The organism is Hoeflea sp. AS60, assembly GCF_038900115.1.
GTDB lineage: Bacteria > Pseudomonadota > Alphaproteobacteria > Rhizobiales > Rhizobiaceae > Hoeflea.
In genome coordinates this window covers 1,435,416-1,454,652 of sequence record NZ_JBBMQP010000002.1, presented here as the reverse complement: position 1 = coordinate 1,454,652, position 19,237 = coordinate 1,435,416, and the positions used below count along the sequence as shown (strand labels likewise).

General features: G+C 59.4%; 19 protein-coding genes. 14 read left to right on the top strand and 5 right to left on the bottom strand.

All coding sequences use genetic code 11. The annotated features are described in order from the left end of the window. Positions 1 to 299: 299 nt before the first annotated feature. Positions 300 to 1,805, top strand: a complete 1,506-nt coding sequence (locus WNZ14_RS17330) for a globin-coupled sensor protein (RefSeq protein WP_342869865.1) — start codon at positions 300 to 302, stop codon at positions 1,803 to 1,805. 286 nt (positions 1,806 to 2,091) lie between these two features. On the opposite strand, the gene WNZ14_RS17325 is transcribed toward WNZ14_RS17330, so the two are convergent. Beyond that, a complete protein-coding gene (locus WNZ14_RS17325; protein WP_342869864.1) occupies positions 2,092 to 3,477 on the bottom strand; it encodes a diguanylate cyclase in 1,386 nt (461 codons plus the stop codon). A 250-nt stretch (positions 3,478 to 3,727) separates the two neighbouring features. Here WNZ14_RS17325 and WNZ14_RS17320 point away from each other — a divergent pair, with 250 nt between their 5' ends. Both WNZ14_RS17320 and WNZ14_RS17315 read left to right on the top strand, forming a co-directional pair. Next, on the top strand, positions 3,728 to 4,000 hold the full coding sequence (locus WNZ14_RS17320) for a hypothetical protein (RefSeq protein ID WP_342869863.1): 273 nt from the start codon (positions 3,728 to 3,730) through the stop codon (positions 3,998 to 4,000). A 200-nt stretch (positions 4,001 to 4,200) separates the two neighbouring features. After that, on the top strand, positions 4,201 to 4,944 hold the full coding sequence (locus tag WNZ14_RS17315; protein ID WP_342869862.1) for a pyridoxine 5'-phosphate synthase: 744 nt from the start codon (positions 4,201 to 4,203) through the stop codon (positions 4,942 to 4,944). A 93-nt stretch (positions 4,945 to 5,037) separates the two neighbouring features. On the opposite strand, the gene WNZ14_RS17310 is transcribed toward WNZ14_RS17315, so the two are convergent. Further along, positions 5,038 to 5,925: an SDR family oxidoreductase gene (locus tag WNZ14_RS17310; protein WP_342869861.1), complete on the bottom strand. Its 888-nt coding sequence runs from the start codon at positions 5,923 to 5,925 to the stop codon at positions 5,038 to 5,040. Between the two features lie 184 nt (positions 5,926 to 6,109). Between WNZ14_RS17310 and WNZ14_RS17305 the strand changes: the two genes are divergently transcribed. Both WNZ14_RS17305 and WNZ14_RS17300 read left to right on the top strand, forming a co-directional pair. Beyond that, the gene (locus WNZ14_RS17305; protein ID WP_342870270.1) at positions 6,110 to 6,475 is read left to right on the top strand and encodes a helix-turn-helix domain-containing protein; all 366 of its coding nucleotides are present in this window, start codon (positions 6,110 to 6,112) and stop codon (positions 6,473 to 6,475) included. A 157-nt stretch (positions 6,476 to 6,632) separates the two neighbouring features. After that, entirely contained in the window at positions 6,633 to 7,118 is a 486-nt protein-coding gene (locus WNZ14_RS17300; protein ID WP_342869860.1) for a hypothetical protein, read from the top strand. 22 nt (positions 7,119 to 7,140) lie between these two features. Here the strand turns inward: WNZ14_RS17300 and WNZ14_RS17295 are convergent, their stop codons facing one another. Further along, positions 7,141 to 7,944, bottom strand: coding sequence for a lipid II flippase Amj family protein (locus WNZ14_RS17295; protein WP_342869859.1), 804 nt, complete (start codon positions 7,942 to 7,944; stop codon positions 7,141 to 7,143). A gap of 250 nt (positions 7,945 to 8,194) precedes the next feature. Here WNZ14_RS17295 and WNZ14_RS17290 point away from each other — a divergent pair, with 250 nt between their 5' ends. The 9 genes from WNZ14_RS17290 to WNZ14_RS17250 all read left to right on the top strand — a co-directional run bounded on the left by WNZ14_RS17290 (position 8,195) and on the right by WNZ14_RS17250 (position 17,307). Then, positions 8,195 to 8,848 (top strand): DUF1007 family protein, encoded by a 654-nt coding sequence (locus tag WNZ14_RS17290; RefSeq protein ID WP_342869858.1) that lies wholly within the window; start codon positions 8,195 to 8,197, stop codon positions 8,846 to 8,848. Next, positions 8,839 to 9,933, top strand: coding sequence for a nickel/cobalt transporter (locus WNZ14_RS17285; RefSeq protein ID WP_342869857.1), 1,095 nt, complete (start codon positions 8,839 to 8,841; stop codon positions 9,931 to 9,933). Before WNZ14_RS17290 ends, WNZ14_RS17285 begins: the two co-directional genes overlap by 10 nt. A gap of 80 nt (positions 9,934 to 10,013) precedes the next feature. Further along, on the top strand, positions 10,014 to 10,298 hold the full coding sequence (locus WNZ14_RS17280) for a hypothetical protein (protein WP_342869856.1): 285 nt from the start codon (positions 10,014 to 10,016) through the stop codon (positions 10,296 to 10,298). Between the two features lie 3 nt (positions 10,299 to 10,301). Then, a complete protein-coding gene (locus WNZ14_RS17275; RefSeq protein WP_342869855.1) occupies positions 10,302 to 10,592 on the top strand; it encodes a type II toxin-antitoxin system RelE/ParE family toxin in 291 nt (96 codons plus the stop codon). A 143-nt stretch (positions 10,593 to 10,735) separates the two neighbouring features. Further along, positions 10,736 to 11,419, top strand: coding sequence for a TetR/AcrR family transcriptional regulator C-terminal domain-containing protein (locus WNZ14_RS17270; protein ID WP_342869854.1), 684 nt, complete (start codon positions 10,736 to 10,738; stop codon positions 11,417 to 11,419). Positions 11,420 to 11,494: 75 nt separating this feature from the next. Continuing rightward, a complete protein-coding gene (gene ilvC, locus WNZ14_RS17265) occupies positions 11,495 to 12,514 on the top strand; it encodes a ketol-acid reductoisomerase (protein ID WP_342869853.1) in 1,020 nt (339 codons plus the stop codon). Between the two features lie 157 nt (positions 12,515 to 12,671). Beyond that, on the top strand, positions 12,672 to 13,817 hold the full coding sequence (locus WNZ14_RS17260; RefSeq protein ID WP_342869852.1) for a GGDEF domain-containing protein: 1,146 nt from the start codon (positions 12,672 to 12,674) through the stop codon (positions 13,815 to 13,817). A 167-nt stretch (positions 13,818 to 13,984) separates the two neighbouring features. Beyond that, on the top strand, positions 13,985 to 15,178 hold the full coding sequence (locus tag WNZ14_RS17255; protein WP_342869851.1) for an acyltransferase family protein: 1,194 nt from the start codon (positions 13,985 to 13,987) through the stop codon (positions 15,176 to 15,178). A 218-nt stretch (positions 15,179 to 15,396) separates the two neighbouring features. Beyond that, complete coding sequence (locus tag WNZ14_RS17250) at positions 15,397 to 17,307, top strand: methyl-accepting chemotaxis protein (RefSeq protein ID WP_342869850.1); 1,911 nt, start codon at positions 15,397 to 15,399, stop codon at positions 17,305 to 17,307. A gap of 158 nt (positions 17,308 to 17,465) precedes the next feature. Here WNZ14_RS17250 and WNZ14_RS17245 read toward each other — a convergent pair whose 3' ends face one another. Both WNZ14_RS17245 and WNZ14_RS17240 read right to left on the bottom strand, forming a co-directional pair. After that, positions 17,466 to 17,777 carry a DUF1272 domain-containing protein gene (locus WNZ14_RS17245; RefSeq protein WP_342869849.1) on the bottom strand — a complete coding sequence of 104 codons (312 nt, stop codon included), beginning with the start codon at positions 17,775 to 17,777 and terminating at the stop codon, positions 17,466 to 17,468. A gap of 41 nt (positions 17,778 to 17,818) precedes the next feature. Next, a complete protein-coding gene (locus tag WNZ14_RS17240; protein WP_342869848.1) occupies positions 17,819 to 19,081 on the bottom strand; it encodes a PLP-dependent aminotransferase family protein in 1,263 nt (420 codons plus the stop codon). Positions 19,082 to 19,237 lie beyond the last annotated feature (156 nt).

Below are 19,237 nucleotides of genomic sequence, written 5' to 3'. Positions count from 1 at the left end.
CAGGTGCCGAGGCCCTCAGCGTATGGCTTGCCGCATTGACTTCCGAAAGTGCACCTTCCTGCATGGGCCTGAAAAGTGCAGCGTGACCTTGCGTATCAAAAAGATAATGGTCGATGCGCGTTAAGATATTGTTATATTTGAATAATTCGGAGAGGGGGCAAAAAGTAGCAGACAATATTTATTAGTTATTAGTAATGATGAAACAAATATGGCTTCAGGATCATGAAGATCTTGTTGCTTGCCCTGACAACGGCGGAATTTTGCGCGCTCATTCAAGGTAATTGATCGGGAAGAGTGCAATGAGTGAATCCTCCAAACAAAAAGAAATGTCCGAAAAGCTGGTCTTCGTCGGGATGGACCAGCCGCAACGGGAGGTGTTGTCCACCTTCAAACCGCTTATTGCGCAGGCTGTCGGACCAGCGCTTGACCGGTTCTATACCCACGCAACGAGCAATCCGGAGACAGCCAGGCATTTCCGTGATGCGTCGCATATCGAACACGCCAAGCAGAAGCAGGTTGATCATTGGGACTTGATCGCCACCGCAAAATTCGACCACGATTACATTGATGGCGTCACACGCATCGGCAAGATCCATGCAAAGCTGGGCCTTGAGCCGAAATGGTATATCGGCGGTTATTCGCTGATCCTCGAAGAGCTTGTGACCAGGATCATCGCAGCCGAACTCAAGGGGTTCGGGACATCGAAAAAGGCTGATAAGGCCGCAAAGGGCGTATCGGCGGTCATCAAGGCAGCGCTGATCGACATGGACTACGCGATCTCGGTCTACCTGGATGAGCTGAGCGAAGAGCGGGCCAAAGCGGAACGCGAACGCGCAAGCCTGAAGGCCGAGCAGGACCTGGCTTTGTCCGCCCTTGATCGCGCGTTGACGTCTTTGGCCAAGGGTGATCTGCGGTCCTCGATCGATGAAAATCTCAGCGCTGATTTCGACGACCTCAAGAACAAGTTCAATACGGCAGTCTCAAAACTCGACGAGGCGTTTCTCGATATTGTCGCCTCGATCAGCCAATCGGCCTCCGATACCCGCGAGCTTTCGGGCGCAACCGATGACATGGCGCGCCGCACCGAGCAGCAGGCGGCAGCCCTTGAGGAAACAGCCGCAGCGATCGAGCAGATCACCACGATCTCTAAGCAGTCCGCCGAGCGCACCAAGGAAGCCCGGATGGTTGTCGAAAAGACGTCCGAGCAGGCCGCGCAATCGGGTCAGACAGTGACCGAAGCTATCGCTGCGATGGGCAAGATCGAGGAATCGTCAAAGAAGATCACCCAGATCATCTCGGTGATCGACGAGATTTCGTTCCAGACCAATCTGCTGGCGCTCAATGCCGGTGTCGAGGCCGCGCGTGCCGGCGAGGCGGGCAGGGGATTTGCCGTCGTCGCTCAGGAGGTTCGCGAACTCGCGCAACGCTCGGCATCTGCGGCAAAGGAAATCAAGGAACTGATCGAAGCCTCGTTCAGCGACGTTCTTACGGGCGTTGAGCTTGTCAACAAGACCGGACAGGCGCTCGGCAGCATTGGCAATCAGGTGAATGTCATCAGCGAGCATTTTGTCACGATCTCGCAGGCAGCTCAGGAGCAGACCACAGGGATTTCCGAGATCAACAGCTCGGTCAATGCCATGGATCAGATCACGCAGCAGAATGCGGCCATGGTGGAAGAGACCAACGCCGCCACCCAGAATCTGCTTGGGATCAACCAGACGCTTGCGGAGCTCGCCTCCCGTTTCACCGTTTCCGGTCAGACCAAGCAGGTCATGTCCCAATCAAGGCTTGCAAGGGTCGCGTAATCGGCTCTGGGCGATCAGGCGCATTTCTCGGCTTGGTCTTTGATCGTCTCTCTGGCAGCGGAACCACCCGATCTCGCGAACGGGTGGTTCCGCTTTTTACTTTTCTTCTGCGAGGGCGCGTTCAGCTGCGAGGTGCAACGATCCCATGAAATCCGCGGCGACCGTTTTTGTTATGGGGAACGATAAGGGCAGGCCGGTAAACTCGCCAGAGAACGCAGAACGCAGAACGCAGATCTGGTGCGGCTCTTCACCCATTAAACGTGATGCATTGTCGGGGGACGTGTGTTCAGGCCGCGCTCAGGATGAAGCAGTCACGGCCGGCTTCCTTGGCTTGATAAAGCGCCTTGTCGGCACGGCGCATCAGCCCCGAGAGGTCATCGCCGGGTGAGAGTGAAGCAATCCCCACACTAACAGTCGCGCTGAGCAATTGACCTTCGAAGGCAAACGGCATCGCGGCAATCGCATCGCGTAATTTTTCGGCCACCTTTGCAGCCCCCTCAGGGCCAACTTCGGGCAGTAGAACACAAAATTCCTCACCGCCAATGCGCCCAATAAGGTCGTGAGAGCGCAAGACATGTTTCCAACGTTTTACCATGCCTTTGAGGACTTCGTCTCCGGCGGCGTGACCATCGCGGTCGTTGATCTGTTTGAAATGGTCTGCGTCGAGCAGCAGCAGCGATACTTCGTTATCGTGACGATGGGCCCGGTCGATTTCCTGGCTGGCCAGCTCCATGAAGCGGTGCCGGTTCATCGCATCAGTCAGGCTGTCGGTCCAGGCGAGCCGGGCAAGTTCCTGCTCCTGGCGTTTGAGCTTGGTGACATCAATCCGGAAGCCGACAAGGCCGCCTTCGCTGGTGCGGCGTTCCTGAACACTGAGCCAGGTATCATTCGGCAAATGCTGTTCGATTTGCTCTCCGGGATTCTGATGCTTTTCAAGGCGCTCGGCAACAAAGGCTTCTTCCCTGCCAAGAGCATCGAGATATTGTCCATTTTCAACGCCTTTGCGAATGATCTCTTCAAAGCTGGCGCCAGGGACAATGTATGGCGCGCTCTGCGCATACATCTCGCGATAACGCGCGTTGCAGATTACCAGACGGTCGTCCTTGTCATACAGGACAAAGCCGTTTGGCAGGGACTCGATCGCGTCGATGAAGCGGCGCTCCGCCGTTTCAGCGCGATCAATGATCAGGCGTGTTTCCAGCGCGTCCATAACCATTGCCGCGAGATCGACCAGGGCCTGCTTATGGTCTTCACTCAGGATCCTTGGTCTCGTGTCGGTCACGGCCAATGCGCCCAGGTTGAGCCCATCGTTGGTGCACAGCGGAGCCCCGGCATAAAACCTCAGATGGGGTTCACCGGTTACAAACGGATTTCGTGCGAATCTTTCATCCTTGGTGGCGTCAGAGACCACGAAGACCTCATCCTGGCAAATGGCATGTGCGCAGAATGAGAGCTCTCTTGGCATTTCGATCCGGTTAACACCAACTCGTGCCTTGAACCATTGCCGATCGCCGTCGACCAGGGAAATCGCCGCAAACGGTATATCCAGCATTTTGGAAGCAAGTCGGGTAATCCGCTCGTACGTTTCTTCCGGCAGGCTGTCCATGATTTCATAACTGCGCAGTCTGGCCAGGCGCTCGGTTTCTTTTGCGGGCAACGGATAGATCGGCATGCACTGTCCTGTCTGGTTCCGCGAAACCGGCATTCGCATTATTGGAATAAAAATGCTGCGGTCGATATCTGTCGGTGAAGTCTCACCATGCGGCTTGTTTGCCGCATGTAAATTGAACATAAAACACTAATAAATGGATACCTGTTGAGAGGCCGGTGCCGATCAGGGGGCGACATTCCCGGAATGGTGCTCAGTTCCTTAATGGTTTTGCCGTAGGTTGCTTTCGGATTATCTGAATGAGGAAATGTTCATGCGCACCCTGTCCGCAATCGCTGCACTTTCTACGATCTTGATAACTGCCGCGCCGGCTCATGCACTCGATTTCGATCATCTGCTCAAGCAGACACTGGGCTCATCCGATCTCCGCGATCTTGCTGGCCCAATCTTTGCGCTGATCGGAGTGATAACACTCCTGTTTTTCTGGGGGGCACTGCGGATTGGCAAGAAGCGCCAGCGCAGGATGATCGAATCCTATGATGAGCAGTTGAAAGACTATTCCGGCCGACTGCGGCGCAAATCCTGAATTGATCCTTTATCCCGCCCGGTTTGCTGGCCGGTCCTCTGGCAGGTCCTCTGGGCGGTAGGGCTCGCGGGAGTGGGGAACCCATTCATTCAAATCCGGAATGCTGACGTTTCCGAAATTCATTTCACATCGCTGGCCAATGCTTTAGGAAAACGGGAGAGCCGCAGGCTCCTTGAGTTGTCATTGCATATGAGGCCACCATGCCCGCGAAACTTTCTGTCAATCTCAATGCCGTGGCGATGCTTCGCAATCGCCGCGATCTGCCATGGCCGAGCGTTACCGGTCTGGGGCGCATCGCGCTGGCAAATGGCGCCCATGGGCTGACGGTGCATCCAAGGCCCGATGAGCGCCATATCCGCTTTTCCGATCTTCCTGAAATCCGCGCGTTGATCGATGATGAATTTCCTCAGGCCGAGTTCAACATCGAAGGCTATCCGACCGAAGAGTTTCTCGACCTTGTGGAGGCCAATGCGCCTGAACAGGTGACGCTGGTGCCCGACGATCCGTCGCAGGCGACATCTGATCATGGCTGGGATTTCGAGGGCAAGGGCAATGTGCTGCGCTCCGTCGTCCAGCGTTTGAAGAAAAATGGCGCCCGCGTATCTCTGTTCTGCGATCCCGACGCTTCTCGCTCGGCACTTGAGGCTGCAAAGGCCACCGGCGCCGACCGTGTCGAATTCTACACCGGCCCTTATGGCGGAACCTATGATGATCCTGCGCGCGCTGCAGACGAACTCAGGAAACTCGAGATCTCGGGCAAGATTGCCACTGAGCTCGGGCTCGGCGTCAATGCCGGCCATGACCTCACGGTCGATAATCTTCCGGGTCTCGTCCGCGCGCTCCCGGGCCTGCTCGAAGTCTCGATCGGCCACGGCCTGACCGCTGACGCGATGGAGTACGGCATGGCCGAAACCGTCCGGCGCTTTATCAAGGCCTGTGGGTAAGCATTCATTTGGTCTGGCCTCCCTCCATCTGTAGTCGACAGAGGAAGGCCAGTTTCATGGCCGGAGATCAGAGCCATGATTTAAGGCAACGGATCAGGCTCCGAGGGCTGCCTTGTTTGCTTCCATGAAGTCTTTTAGCGACGTGAGTTTTCCGCCCGAAAGCGTGGCTGCGTCATCAGTCACCATCGCGATCTTGCCTTCGCGCGTGTTGGCGTCGAAGGAAACGAAAGTCGGGATGTAGGGTGCCGGAACGCCGGCGCCGGCCATTCCCTGAGCCAGCTGTTCGTCGTTGACATGCACCACGGCAAGCGGCTTGCCGGTGACCTCGCTTGCAAGAGCAGCGATTTCCTCACTGGTACGCGCGGTCTCTCCGGTCAGCGTATAGGTGACATTGCCGGCTGCAGGCGAGGCGATGCCTCCTGCAATGGCGCGGGCGATGTCGTCGCGGGCGATGTGAGCCAGTTTGCCTTCGCCTGAGGCGCTGTACCACTGGCCGCTGGCAAGGGCTGCGGGCAGCGCCATGAACAGGTTTTCCATGTACCAGCCATTGCGGAAGATGCTGTAGGCAATACACGAAGCCTTGATTGCCTCTTCGGTGGCCAGGTGGTCGGGTGCAAAGGTGATCAGACTGTCGTCAGCGCTGGGCATCGAGGTGTAGAAGATGCGGCCAACGCCTGCCTTTTTCGCGGCTTCGACGGCTGCGAGATGCTGGCGTTGACGGGTGCCGGACGCATCAAGCGCATCGGTGGACACGATCAGAACGCGATCCACACCGGCAAGACTTTCTGTGAGCGAGGCCTGATCGTCAAAATCGACCCGGCGGATCTCGACGCCACGGCTGGCGAGGTCGGAGAGCTTTGCCGTGTCACGCGACCCGGCGACGAGGCTGGAAGCGGCCACCTTGAAGGTTTCGAGCAGGTGACGCACGACAGCCGCGCCAAGCTGTCCCGATGCGCCCGTTACAAGCAGTTTGCCAGTCATATCGTTTTCCTTTCGAGCGAGACATCACGGTTGGGTTGTCTCAAAAATTAAGTTGCTCTCATATTGAGAGTTACGTTACATATTGCATGCAGCGGATATGCGAAAGAAGGCATTTTTCCCGCTGATAGTTACCTGAAAGGAACCACCCATGGATGCGCACATCTCATTCTCCGACCGGCTCAGTATGATGCAGGATGGTCAATCGCTGGAGAATTGCCCGGTGCGCCAGGTGATGCAGGGCATTTTTGGCAAATGGAGCACTTTGCTGCTGCAAGCCCTGGCCGAGCGGCCTTACCGCTTCGGCGAGTTGCGCCGTCTGGTCCCTGATATTTCACAGCGCATGCTGACCCAGACGCTGCGTGATCTTGAACGCGATGGTTACGTCTACCGCAAAGTCTACGCCACCAAACCGCCAAGCGTCGAATACGGGCTGACTGGGTTGGGAACATCCATGCTCACCCCGCTCAATGATCTGGTGGTCTGGGCGACCGACAATTTTGCAGCCGTGGACGCAGCGAGACAACGGTTTGATGAGGCCGGCAAAGCCTGAAGCGCCCGATGCCGACATATGGTCGCCGCTGCCTGCTTTGAACACCCGGATAGTGAATCTCCTGGCCGCAGGTTATTGTCCGGGATTTGCCTGCGATAGATCTTGAAATTGTCCGACTGCTCGGCGAAAAGGCGATAACGCTTGAACCGGGGTGGATATGAGTCGAACCAAGATCACGCTCATGATTGTGTCGCTGGCGCTTTGGGGCTGCGTTGCGCAGCCGTCACAGAACTCGGGCCCGAAGAAGCCGGCGGTCAATCTTGATGCGGTCCTGCCGCCGCAAAGCCTGTTGCACGATGATACAAATACGGCGCTGACCCATGACCGCGGTGAAAGCCGGCTGGCCTATGTCGGTGTCTGGGCGACGGATGGCGACAAGTGCGCAATGATGGATCAGACCGCCTTTGAGGGCTTTGCCGTCATCACACCCGACAGCATTCGCCGCTCAGCTGAAACCTGCACATTTGAGCCGGGCGAACCCGGTTCGACCTCTGTCCGCCTGGATGCAACCTGCAAGGCGAGAGGCAACACGAGCACGCAGCGCACCATCACGCTGCAGATGCTCTCCAGCCGCTCGCTCTACCTGAGCGCAACTTCCGCTACTCCTGCCGCCACCATGGTTCGTTGCCGTCTGCTGCAATAGATCCTTTGGCGGCTATCCGGTCCTAGATCCATCTGGCGACAGACACGATCAGGTGCGCGCCGGGTACCAGCAGGATCTGGGCGAACAAGGTTCCCGCCAATCGGCTCAGCACCATCCAGACCAGTACCCGCCGATAGGTGGCGTGGCTTACCCCGCCCTCGACCACGTCGTCGGTCAGGCCTGCGAGATAGGGATCGATCAGGATGAACATCATGATCGTCGCCACGCCGTTGATAACCGCTGACAGCGAGCTTGCCGTCACCCGAAATTCCGGATCGATGGAGCCCGCGTAGATCGCAGAAAGCACACCCACCGTCCACAACGCCGTGGCGGCGAAGTTCATCCCGATATAGACGGCCGGAAATCCGGTTGAGACCCTTAGCGAAGTCAGGTTCTGGTAACGCGGCAACGCCACAGATTGCATAACCACCTCCGCCCCGCGTGGGGTTAGAGCCTTGAGCATTAGCCTGACGAGATTCCGCCGTTTCTTGAAACTCGCGACGGCACCCGTGGCTACGCGCTGCACCGTGGGGATCAGCAATCCGCCGACAATGGTCGCGACCGACGCCGCCGCCAAAATCAGCGCGAAATCCCATTGCAGATGGCTGGATCCGGCCTCAAGAATGGAGCTTTCCACCCGCTTGGCCAGCAGCGGCGCCTGAAACGAATTCGATGTCCGCGAGATCAGCACCATCGCGTTGAACAGCGAAAAAGCGATGGCGATCTGACCTGAGCGGATCCCGGCGATCCGGAATGCAAAAGCCAGCGTCCCGATCAGATGAATGACGAAGGTAAGTCCGATGATCGCCCAGAGTTGAATGTCCATGCCGTGCCCGCCCGAAGCTCGAATGCCCGAACCGGAGATGTCGGATGATTTCGGGCTTATTTGCGGCGAAAGCAGTAGGGAAGCGGGTATATCTGAACTGGTCCGGGAAGAATAACCGGGGCCCGGCAAATGCAGCATTCGATCTCTTGCGGGGCGCCATGTTATCTTTTTCTTCTGCTCGATCGGGGCATCCGCCGGCCCGAATTCTGCCGCATTCCCGGACCCTTAATGGCTCAAAGCGGTGACTGACATGACAAGATTCCTCAATTTTTCAGGTGTTGCGCTCGCAGCGCAATTGGCGTGGATGGGAGCCGTTCAGGCCCATCCGCATGTCTGGGTCGATGGTGTCGCCCAGCTCAATGTCGAAGGCGGCAAACTCACCTCGATCACCAATATCTGGACATTCGATGCGCCTTTTTCGGCTTACGCCACGCAGGGGCTCGACACCAACGGCGACCACAAGCTCTCCGCTGCCGAGCTCAAGCCGCTGTCCCAGACCAACATGGAAGCGCTCGAGCCCTATCATTTCTTCACCTATGTCAAGGATGCGGGCACGCAGGTGGAGTTCGCCCCGCCAGAGCATTACGGGCTGAAGATGGGCAAGAGACGCCTGACGCTGACCTTCACTCTGCCGCTCGTGCAGCCGGTTGCCTTGGCCAGGTCCACCGAGGTCGATGTGCTCGACCCGGAGTATTTTGTGGCCTTCAGCTATCCGGGCAAGACGCCGGTCACGGTCAAGGGGGAGGCGTCAGGCTGCACCGCGCACTATCAGCCGCCCAAGGAGCTAGATGACCAGATCATGGCGCAACTGGCGGCCATTCCCGCCGATGAGCACGATCTGCCCGAAGCCCTGCAGGATGCGGCTCAGGGCCTGGCACACGAGTTTCTGATCGAATGCAAGTGAGACCGCAGACCATCCTGCCGGCAATGCGGGCGAGATTGCTCACCGCATGCTTTCTGCCGGCGCTGCTGATCCTGTCTCATCCCTGTCTCGCCGCTTCCGGACCGTTTGGCGTGGCCAGTCCTGATACTCCGAGGGGCATGAATTGGTCCGGCCCGTTCTCGGGCCTTATGGTTCAGGCGATGCAGGCGCAGAGCTATTTCTACACCGAGCTCACCGATGCCGTTGACCACTTCTCCGCAAGCCCCGGCGCGCTGGCCTGGCTCATGGGACTGAGCCTGCTCTATGGCGTCTTCCACGCTGTCGGACCCGGTCACGGCAAGGCGGTGATCTCCTCATATCTGCTTTCGACCAATGACAGCTTGCGCCGCGCGGTGCTGATTTCCTTCGCTGCCAGCTTGATGCAGGCGCTGGTCGCCATCGGTATCGTGCTTGTCGGTGCGGCTTTGCTCAATGTCACTGCCGCCAATATGGCAGGCATCACCGACATGGTGGCGATTGCCAGCTACGGCCTGATTGCCATGATCGGGTTGATGCTGCTGGTCACCCGACTGCGCCGGGCTTTTGGCGGCCCTCAGCCAGGCTCCAGCGGACTCTATCTGTGCGAAGAGGTCTTGCCGGATGGTCTGCCGGGCAAGGGGATGACAGCACAGATCGGCAAAGGCTGGCGCAGGTTGTGCTCGGCCGTGCGCCACGTCCACACCGCATCCTGCGCATGCGTGCCGGTCAATCTTGGCTATGACAAGGGCGAAGCCTTGCCCTGGCCACGGCTGCTGCCACTGATCGCTTCGGTCGGAATCAGGCCGTGCTCTGGCGCGCTGATCGTGCTGGTGTTCTCGCTGTCCGGCGGGTTGCTGCCAACGGGAATCCTCTCGGTGCTGGCCATGGCGCTCGGCACAGGCGCAACCATCGCCGCAATCGCACTGCTGTCGGTCTTTGCCCGTTCCACGCTGCTGCGCGCGGCCTCCGTCAATTCGGTGCTGGCCGCCCGCGTCTCGATCGGCCTGCAACTGGCAGCCTCCGTGCTGATCCTGATTTTCGGGCTGACGATGATGACCGGCGCGCTGGCAATGCATGCGGCGGGGTAGATGTCTCGTCAGGATTGACGTCTGCGCGGTTGGGCATACACTGTAAGACAGCAGATGACAGTTACGTCGGGACAGACACCATGGGCACCGTACCGTTCACATTGCGTTTGGAAGAAGAGCTCAAGACAAGTCTTGAGGCCGAAGCGAAGCTGGAAGACCGTTCCGCCGCTTACCTCGCAACGCGTGCTATCAAGATGATGCTCGATGCCAAGGTAGCCAAGCGTCGTCTTATCGAGGATGCGATCGTTGAAGCTGACAAAGGCGCATTTGTCTCGCAAGAGGCAATGAACGCGTGGTTTCAGTCGCTCGGCACCAGCAATGAACTGCCCGAACCTGAACCTGATGTTTTCACAAAGCCTTCATAGGCCATGAAGCTCGTCTTCCTTGCCAGCATAGCCAGGGACCTGCGCTGGTTCAAGTCTTACTATGTGAGCGTTTTTCCGGATGGCAGGATCAGAGCCGAGACCCAGTTTCGCTCTTTGCAGGAATTGCTGAAGGCCAACCCTTACATTGGTCACCCGTCGGAAAAAGGAGATGAAGTGCGGGAATTGCACGTTCCCAGAACACCTTTCACGTTTCTCTATCGAGTCCTGGAAGAGCGTCTTGAAATCCTGCGCGTTCTCGATACACGCGCCGACTGGAGCGGGGGCGGGGAATAGGCTGGGCGACGAGGGCCGATAGAGGCCGGGGAAGGCTTGCTTTTGGCAAGATGCCAAAGGGCTACAAGTGCAAAGCAAGCTGTCCGCGCCATTCACCCAGTCGCCGCTTGACACAGTACCGTACGGTACGGTACATCGCCGCCATGACATTGACCCTTGCCCCAGATGCCGCTCTTGAGAGCGCTGCCAAACCTGCAGAGACCGCCATTGGCGCCTCGGTGGGCGAAGGGCCGTCCGAGCGGCAGCAGGAAGTGCTCGATGCGGTGCTCAAGCTGATGGTGGCAGAGGGCGACGGGTTTTCCGTCGCTGCCGTGGCCCGCGCCGCAAGTTGCTCCAAGGAAACCTTGTACAAGTGGTTTGGCGACCGCGACGGGCTGTTGACCGCCACGGTGCGCTGGCAGGCCTCAAAAGTGCGGATGCCGAAACTGCCGCAGGACCGGTTGACGCGCGCGAGCCTTGAGGCAGCGCTTACGGGCTTTGCCGAGAGCTGGCTGAGCGTGATCACCAGCGACCTGTCGATCGCGCTCAACCGAGCTGCGGTCTCCCATGCCGGATCGGGCAAGAGCCGGCTCGGCGCGATCGTGCTCACCAACGGGCCATTCGCCATGAAGCGGCGGCTAGAGCCCTTGTTCGAGGCGGGCAGGGCGGCAGGATTTCTGTCTTTTGATGATGCGGGCGAAGCCTTTCATGCCTTTTTCGGCCTTGTTGTCGCCGATGCGCAGATCCGTGCGCTGCTCGGCGACGATTCCCGGCCCGATGCCACAGAAATCGAAACCATTTCCGCCAAGGCGGCACAGCAATTCCTCAGCCTTTACGGGCGGGGGTAGAACCAGACGATAGGCGGCGGGGCGAACCTCCGTTGCTGACCAAACAAGAATAACGCGAACCAACGGGAGTGTCTCATGCGCGTATATTATGACAACGACGCCGATCTCAATCTGATCAAGTCGAAGAAAGTGGCCATCATCGGCTACGGTTCACAGGGCCGGGCGCATGCGCTCAATTTGAAGGATTCGGGCGCCGGCAACGTCGCTATTGCGCTGAAGGCCGGTTCGCCGACCGTCAAGAAGGCCGAAGCCGATGGCTTCAAGGTCATGACCGTTGCCGAAGCCGCTGGCTGGGCCGATCTGATGATGATGGCGACGCCGGATGAGTTGCAGGCCGACATCTACAAGGCTGACATTGCCGACAACATCCGCGACGGTGCAGCCATCGCGTTTGCTCACGGCCTCAACGTCCATTTTGGCCTGATCGAGCCTAAGTCGACCGTCGACGTGGTCATGATTGCACCGAAGGGCCCTGGCCACACCGTGCGCGGCGAATACCAGAAGGGCGGCGGCGTGCCATGCCTGATCGCCATCCACCACGATGCATCGGGCAACGCCCATGAATTGGCACTCTCCTACGCCTGCGGCGTTGGCGGCGGACGCTCGGGCATCATCGAAACCAACTTCCGCGAAGAATGCGAAACCGATCTGTTCGGCGAGCAGGTTGTTCTCTGCGGCGGTCTGGTCGAACTGATCCGCGCCGGTTTCGAAACGCTTGTAGAAGCCGGTTATGCACCGGAAATGGCCTATTTCGAGTGCCTGCACGAGGTCAAGTTGATCGTCGACCTGATCTATGAAGGCGGCATCGCCAACATGAACTACTCGATCTCCAACACAGCCGAGTGGGGCGAATATGTCTCGGGCCCGCGCATCATCACCTCAGAGACCAAGGCTGAAATGAAGCGCGTTCTGACCGACATCCAGACCGGCAAGTTCACATCCGACTGGATGCAGGAATACAAGGCTGGTGGTGCCCGCTTCAAGGCCATCCGCCGTAACAACGATCGTCACCAGATCGAGGAAGTCGGCGAAAAGCTGCGCGGCATGATGCCTTGGATCAAGGGCAACGCCCTGGTCGACAAGGCCAAGAACTAAGCTGCAGAAGCATAAGGTCGAAGCCAAAGCCCGCCGGATCGGCGGGCTTTTTGTATTAACTAACATTTGAATCGATATACTAACCGAAATTTCATCATGCTGAACTAACCTGTATAGTATTGGTGGCGCATTGCTTTGCCGCTACGGAGTCTGGGATATGGAGACGTTCACACTTTTTTGCGCCAACCTGACCATCCTGCTGGTTTTTTCAGGTGCCTTTCTTGTGTTTTCCGTTAGCTCTGCTCACCAGCCCTACTGGCGTAGCTGGTCGCTTGCCAACTTCCTGCTCGCCCTGTCACTCGGTTTCTTTGCCCTTGAATCGCACTTGCCCGTGGTGACGGTGTTTGTTGTCCCCAACGCCCTGCTGCTGCTTGGCTTTGGCGTGCACCTAAACGCCGCAAGCCAGTTTGCCGGACAATCCGCCGCTATCTCCCGGCTCTGGATTCCGGTTGCTGCGCTCGTGGTGATCAATGTTCCGGCGATGATCTTCGACAGCTACGGCATCGTCTACGTTTCCACCAATCTGCTGGTCGCCGCGATGGCGGCCATGACTGCGCGCATCTATGCAGGCCGGGAGCTCGGCGGGTTGATGTCGCGATATGGCCTTGTGCTTGCCTTTCTGCTGATGGCAGCCGAAGGCGCAATCCGCGCCACTCACGGCATCGCGCTTGGCAAGGCAATGGGGGCAGGGCTGAGCGATGATGTCGTGCTGACCACGCATCTTCTTGCATCGCTGGTGTTCGTCACCCTGGCCGGCGCCTTCGCGCTTGGCATATTCTTCGAGCGCACCGCCAGGCAGCAGCACGACATCGCCAGCCGAGATCCGCTCACCGGGCTCTACAATCGTCGTGAATTCGATCGCCGCCTCGAGGCCATGCTCTCGGCGCGGTCGAGCGCCAGCTTCGGTGTTTTGCAGCTCGACCTGGATTTCTTCAAACAGGTCAATGACCGCTATGGCCATGTGTCAGGCGATGACGCGCTGGTCGCGGTCGCCGATGTGATCAGGAAGAACCTCAAGGACGGCGACTGCCTGGCCCGGTTGGGTGGTGAGGAGTTCGGCGTACTTCTGCCCGATGTCGATCGCAATGGAGCGCTTGCGACTGCGGAACGGATCCGCCGCGTGGTCGAGGCCATGCCGCTGGCTTTCGCAAGTGAGGGTTTCCGGTTGACGGTGTCTGCAGGCCTTTACCACGGCACCGGCGGGAAACTCAGCGCCAGGAGCCTGATGCAGGCCGTCGACCGCAGCCTTTACCGGTCCAAGAACAACGGCCGCAACCAGGTTTCGGTCGCCGAAGCGGCATGATCTGTTGATCGCCAGCCCAAGCCCTAACCCAAGTCGGAGCAAGGCTTGAAGGCGATCTGTGCAATTTGACGCAAATCCGCCCCGTGGTCCGAACCAGGTCTTAACCGGTTCTCACGTATCAGTTTCATCCAGCGACGATGGATGTGAACAAACGCAGGAGGACGGCGATGCAGGGCGGAAAACAGGAACGCCTGCATTACTGGGATTTTTCCCGAGCGCTCTATCTCGTGCTGGGCATCCCGTTTCATGCTGCGGTGATCTATTCCCTCAGCCATGAATGGTCGATCAGTTCGCCCGACAAGAGCCAGCTGCTGACGTGGTTTGCCAATTTCCTCCACACCTTCCGCATGCCGGGGTTCTTCATTCTCGCAGGCATGTTCTCGATCATGCTGCTGGACCGTCAGGGCGCTTGGCCATGGATCAAAAGCCGGCTGCTCCGCCTCGGGTTGCCGCTGCTGTTTGCAACACTGCTGATACTGCCGTTCCAGATTGTGGTGCAATCCGTGGCGCTCACCGTGACCGGCGCTCTGCCGGTGGCGGAGCTCAAGAGCCACATTGTCGGCCAACTCACCCATTTTGGCGAGCCGTGGATTTCGCATGTCTGGTTCCTGTGGGTGCTGATCGCCTACTGCGTGGCGCTTGCGCTTCTGCATGCCATCGCCGGTGGCGCAGGCCTCAGGGCGCGGGTTGAAGGCTTGGTCGCCTGGATTGGTGACAATCGAATTCTCTCGCTGGCGGCCTTCGCCGCGATCTGCCAGCTGGCCGCACAGGCCCAGACGGCCATCATCGGGGCGAGCCCCTACTACGGCAATGCCGTTATCAACTACAATCTCTACGCACCCTATTTCGGCTTCGGCGTGGTGCTGTTCTACAGCCGGACGGTGCACGACCTGCTGCTGAAGCCCGGCCTCACGACGTTGTGTCTGGGCGTGGTGCTGGTGACGCTGTCTCAGATCCCCTATGCGGGTCTTCTCACCCATACGCTGGCGGTGATGGCGGGCATTTTCGGTGCGCTGATGATTGTGGGCTTCATCTCCAATCTGTCGAGGCGGCATTTCAGCCATCCCAATGGCCACGTCCGCAAGCTGGTCGATGCCTCGTTTACCATCTACCTGTTCCACCATCCGGTGATCTATGTGCTGGCGACGCTGTTCCTGTTGGTGAACCTGCCGCCGGTCCTCGAGTTCGCAATCATCGCGCCAGCCGCCGGCTTCATTGCCTATGGCATCCACCTGGCGATCCAACGCAGCACTATCGCCAGGCTGATGTTCAACGGCGTGATTTCGAAGAAGGCCAACATTGCCCCGGTACCGCATTCACTGTTCAAGTCTACCGACCGGGCCTACCCATCGCGGGGGTAAGCGGGCAAATGCCAAGAGCCCCGGCGGCTCCATCTGGACTGTCGAAAGCGAGCGCGCCGGGCAGGATCGATCGGTCGACATCAAGTTTATTGTGCACTGCGAAATAAATTGGCAATCTTTCTGCTTCATGGTCGCCGCCATTGACGCCGGGATGAACCCAGCGCTTGCGCCTGCGGGCCGCCAGCCATGATGGCAGGCCATCATGGAGCCAGCCGCACATGCAGATCAACAATCTCTCCATCCTCAAGAAGATCAGCCTCGTTGTTTCCCTTATGGGAATTGCTGCGGCGGCAATCGCCGCTGTCGGCGCGCAGGGCCTGTCCTCGCTCGGCGATTCTCTCAAGGATACCGGAGCGCGCGAAGAGGTTGCCCGCGAAGCGATGGATCTTCGGGTCGACATCATCGCGATTTCCCGCATGACCTACCAGATGGCTCTTGCTCCGGAGCGCGCAGCCGATTTCGCCGCCGAAACCGATCGCCGCGCCGAAGAGATGCTCGGACGCCTGCCGAAGATTGCCACCACCGCGGACGCGACCGAAAAGCAGTTGCTCGAAAAGATCCGGGGAACGCTGGACGCCTATTTCGGCCAGATCCGCTCCATGGTGGGCATTGCCGCGTCGCCCGCGAGCGCGGACCCCGCCATCATGCAGGCAGAACTCGACAAGGTTCTCGAAGGCCAGAAGACCGTGACAACGGCGGTCAAGGAATACTCGACCTACTCCGCCAACACGCTGGACGCCTCGCGCAAGAACGCGCTCACCGCATCGAGCTTCACCATGCTGGTGCTGGTCGCCACCGCCGCCATCTGCATTGTGCTGGGCGTTGCTGCAAGCTTCCTGCTGGCGCGCAGGGGGATCGTCAATCCGATCCGCCGGTTGACTGCTGTCATGTCCGGCATGGCTGCCGGCAAGGGCCTCGACAACGAAGTGACCGACAGGGAGCGGCAGGACGAAATCGGCGAGATGGCACGCGCGCTCGAGATCTTCCGGGTCAATGAGCGCCATATGCGCGCCATGGAAGCTCAGGAACAGGTCCTGGCCGAGCAGAGCCGCGACCTGCAGCTGTCGATCAGCAGCATCGTCGCCGCCGCCGCCGCAGGCGATTTCTCGCACCGCATCACCAAGGCCTATGAGGATGAAGACCTGCAGCGCTTCGCCGGTTCGGTCAACGAGCTGGTCGAAAGTGTTGATAAGGGCGTGACCGAGGTTCGCCGCGTGATCGCAGCACTCGCCGACGCCGATCTGACGCATGAAATGGAAGGTCAGTTCCAGGGCGCCTTCGCCGAATTGCAGGTCAACGTCAACCAGACAATGGCCGCGCTGCGCCAGACGATTGCGAGCATTCGCACGACCGCCAGCACCATCACCGGCAATTCGGACGAACTCTCGTCTAGCTCCAACGAGCTCGCCCGCCGCACCGAGCAGCAGGCTGCTTCGCTTGAAGAAACCGCAGCCGCGCTCGAGGAGATCACCACCACGGTCAAGACCTCGACCGAACGCGCCCGGGAAGCCTCGCAGATGGTGGGCGAGACCAAGGCGAGCGCGGGCAAGTCGGGCGAGATTGTCCGCAATGCCATCGACGCCATGGACCGGATCGAACAGTCCTCAAGCAAGATCAGCCAGATTATCTCGGTGATCGATGAGATCGCCTTCCAGACAAATCTGCTGGCGCTCAACGCCGGTGTGGAAGCGGCGCGCGCGGGCGAGGCCGGCCGCGGCTTTGCCGTCGTGGCGCAGGAGGTGCGCGAACTGGCGCAGCGATCCGCCAGTGCTGCCAAGGAGATCAAGACGTTGATCAACAGCTCTGCCGAGGAAGTCACGGGCGGCGTATCGCTGGTCAAGTCGACGGGGGATTCGCTGCGCGAGATCGAAGGGCTGGTCAACAACGTCAACGACCATGTCAACGCGATCGCTCGCGCCTCGGAGGAACAGTCGACGGCGCTGAGCGAAATCAACACCGCGGTCAACCATATGGACCAGATGACCCAGCAGAACGCCGCCATGGTCGAAGAGACCTCGGCGTCGAGCCACGTCCTGGCCGGCGAGGCCCGTCAGCTGGAGGATCAGCTCGCCCGCTTCCGGCTGGAAGGCAGCGCCAACGCCGGCATGGCCTACGGCAGGGCTGCCTGATCCACACGGGGGCCAGCCTTCAGGATCAGCCAGCACACAACATAGGCACGCACGTCAGAAATGGCGTGCGTGCTTTTTTGGTTTTGAGTTCCAATGGCAGCGGCGATTTGCAGGCGGGCTCGCCTTATTCCCTGAAGGGATCTTCTCCTATGAAGATCTCAGCGCTCTTCCGGTGGAATGTCCTTGATCCGCTCGGAGAAAGCCGAAACCTCTTCCGCCGAATAAGACATTTGCCTCCGGGTCGCCGACGGAGGCCGCTTGGCGACCGACAGTCCCGACCGCCATTCCGTCGCCGGGCGGATCGGCCGCGGCGCAAACCCGCCACCGCAGTTCGGACAGACGTTGAGAAGCACGGTGTCCACGCAGTCGGCGCAGAAGGTGCACTCAAAAGTGCAGATCCGCGCCTCAGTAGAATGTGGCGGCAGATTCTTGTCGCAGCATTCGCAGTTCGGTCTGAGTTCGAGTGCCATGCTGATGTCTCCTGTAAGACAGGAAGGATTGGCGGCCGGGATTAGCCGCCCCGAACAACCCGCCCCAGCCGCTTGATGCCTTCCTCGATCATTGCTTCGCTTGCGCACGAGAACGACAGCCTCAGCGTGTTGGCGCCTGAACCGTCGGCGAAGAAGGCCTTGCCGGGGACGAAGGCGACGCGTTCGGCTTTGAGGCTCTCGGCGAGCAGGGCCGCGCCATCAAAACCTTCGGGCAGGGTGACCCAGACGAACATTCCGCCGTCGGGCTTGGTCCAGCTGACGCCTTCGGGCATGTGGCGGGCAAGCGCTGCCAGCATCGCATCGCGGCGCGCCTGGTAAGTGGCCTTGATCTTGGCGACCTGCGCATCGAAGCCGTCCGACGCCACTTTATGGATCGCCATCTGGTTGAGCGTCGCCGAATGCAGATCCGCCGCCTGTTTCATCAGCACCAGCTTCGAGATCACAGGCTTTGCGGCGCACACCCAGCCGACGCGCAGGCCCGGTGCCAGCGTCTTGGAGAAACTGCCGCAATAGATCGTGCGGGTGTTCTCGATTCCGCCCGTGCGTTCGATATCGAGCGCCAGCAGGGGAGGGATTTCCTCGCCGTCATAGCGCAGCGACTGGTAAGCCGCGTCTTCGATGACGGCGATGTCGAGTTCTTCGGCCAGATCAAGAATGTTCTGTCGCGCGCTCTGGGCGAGCGTTTCGCCGGTCGGGTTGGCAAAATCGGCTGAAGCGTATGCGAATTTCACCGCGCCGCCATTGGCCTGAGCGGCCTCGCGGTAGTCGGCCGCAGAACGGTTGCCGAGCGGGGTGAGGCGGTCGTAACTGGGTTCATAGGCGTTGAACGCCTGCAGCGCGCCAAGATAGGTCGGCCAGCCGACCAGCGCGGTGTCGCCCTTGGACAAAAACAGCTTGCCCAGATAATCGAGCGCCTGCTGCGATCCGGAGGTGATCATGATGTTGTCGGCAGTGCACTCGACGCCGAGCGAGGCCATGCGCGCGACCAGCCACTCGCGAAGCGGTTTGTAGCCTTCGCTGACCGAGTACTGTAGCGCCGCACCCTTTGTGTCGCCCGTCAGCGCAGATGTCAGCGCAGCACCAAAGGCTTCGGCTGGAAACAGCGCGGGATCAGGAATTCCGCCGGCAAACGAAATCACGTCGGGCTGGTCGAGCAGCTTGAGAAGTTCGCGAATCTCCGAGGCCTTCATCCGCTCCGCCCGTGTAGCGAACAGGTGTGGCCAGTCGAGGCCGTGGCCGGAGAGTGTTTTTCCAGCCGCTTCAGCCTGCATCTGCGTCGTCATGTCCTATCCTCCCAAGTGCGGCCCGCCTTCGCTGAAGCGCGCCCTGTCGTATTGCCGTGCTACATGTTCATTTAATTCAGGTGGAGTGGTCCGGGCGCAACAAAAATGCGCCCATGACGCTCTGGAAGCACCAATGATCACGAATCGAAAAATATG

What these genes read in the sequence shown, in the direction of transcription:
- WNZ14_RS17330 (WP_342869865.1), top strand. Translation starts at nt 300, where the DNA reads ATGAGTGAATCCTCCAAACAAAAAGAAATGTCCGAAAAGCTGGTCTTC.
- WNZ14_RS17325 (WP_342869864.1), bottom strand. Translation starts at nt 3,477, where the DNA reads ATGCCGATCTATCCGTTGCCCGCAAAAGAAACCGAGCGCCTGGCCAGA.
- WNZ14_RS17320 (WP_342869863.1), top strand. Translation starts at nt 3,728, where the DNA reads ATGCGCACCCTGTCCGCAATCGCTGCACTTTCTACGATCTTGATAACT.
- WNZ14_RS17315 (WP_342869862.1), top strand. Translation starts at nt 4,201, where the DNA reads ATGCCCGCGAAACTTTCTGTCAATCTCAATGCCGTGGCGATGCTTCGC.
- WNZ14_RS17310 (WP_342869861.1), bottom strand. Translation starts at nt 5,925, where the DNA reads ATGACTGGCAAACTGCTTGTAACGGGCGCATCGGGACAGCTTGGCGCG.
- WNZ14_RS17305 (WP_342870270.1), top strand. Translation starts at nt 6,110, where the DNA reads ATGATGCAGGATGGTCAATCGCTGGAGAATTGCCCGGTGCGCCAGGTG.
- WNZ14_RS17300 (WP_342869860.1), top strand. Translation starts at nt 6,633, where the DNA reads ATGAGTCGAACCAAGATCACGCTCATGATTGTGTCGCTGGCGCTTTGG.
- WNZ14_RS17295 (WP_342869859.1), bottom strand. Translation starts at nt 7,944, where the DNA reads ATGGACATTCAACTCTGGGCGATCATCGGACTTACCTTCGTCATTCAT.
- WNZ14_RS17290 (WP_342869858.1), top strand. Translation starts at nt 8,195, where the DNA reads ATGACAAGATTCCTCAATTTTTCAGGTGTTGCGCTCGCAGCGCAATTG.
- WNZ14_RS17285 (WP_342869857.1), top strand. Translation starts at nt 8,839, where the DNA reads ATGCAAGTGAGACCGCAGACCATCCTGCCGGCAATGCGGGCGAGATTG.
- WNZ14_RS17280 (WP_342869856.1), top strand. Translation starts at nt 10,014, where the DNA reads ATGGGCACCGTACCGTTCACATTGCGTTTGGAAGAAGAGCTCAAGACA.
- WNZ14_RS17275 (WP_342869855.1), top strand. Translation starts at nt 10,302, where the DNA reads ATGAAGCTCGTCTTCCTTGCCAGCATAGCCAGGGACCTGCGCTGGTTC.
- WNZ14_RS17270 (WP_342869854.1), top strand. Translation starts at nt 10,736, where the DNA reads ATGACATTGACCCTTGCCCCAGATGCCGCTCTTGAGAGCGCTGCCAAA.
- ilvC (WP_342869853.1), top strand. Translation starts at nt 11,495, where the DNA reads ATGCGCGTATATTATGACAACGACGCCGATCTCAATCTGATCAAGTCG.
- WNZ14_RS17260 (WP_342869852.1), top strand. Translation starts at nt 12,672, where the DNA reads ATGGAGACGTTCACACTTTTTTGCGCCAACCTGACCATCCTGCTGGTT.
- WNZ14_RS17255 (WP_342869851.1), top strand. Translation starts at nt 13,985, where the DNA reads ATGCAGGGCGGAAAACAGGAACGCCTGCATTACTGGGATTTTTCCCGA.
- WNZ14_RS17250 (WP_342869850.1), top strand. Translation starts at nt 15,397, where the DNA reads ATGCAGATCAACAATCTCTCCATCCTCAAGAAGATCAGCCTCGTTGTT.
- WNZ14_RS17245 (WP_342869849.1), bottom strand. Translation starts at nt 17,777, where the DNA reads ATGGCACTCGAACTCAGACCGAACTGCGAATGCTGCGACAAGAATCTG.
- WNZ14_RS17240 (WP_342869848.1), bottom strand. Translation starts at nt 19,081, where the DNA reads ATGACGACGCAGATGCAGGCTGAAGCGGCTGGAAAAACACTCTCCGGC.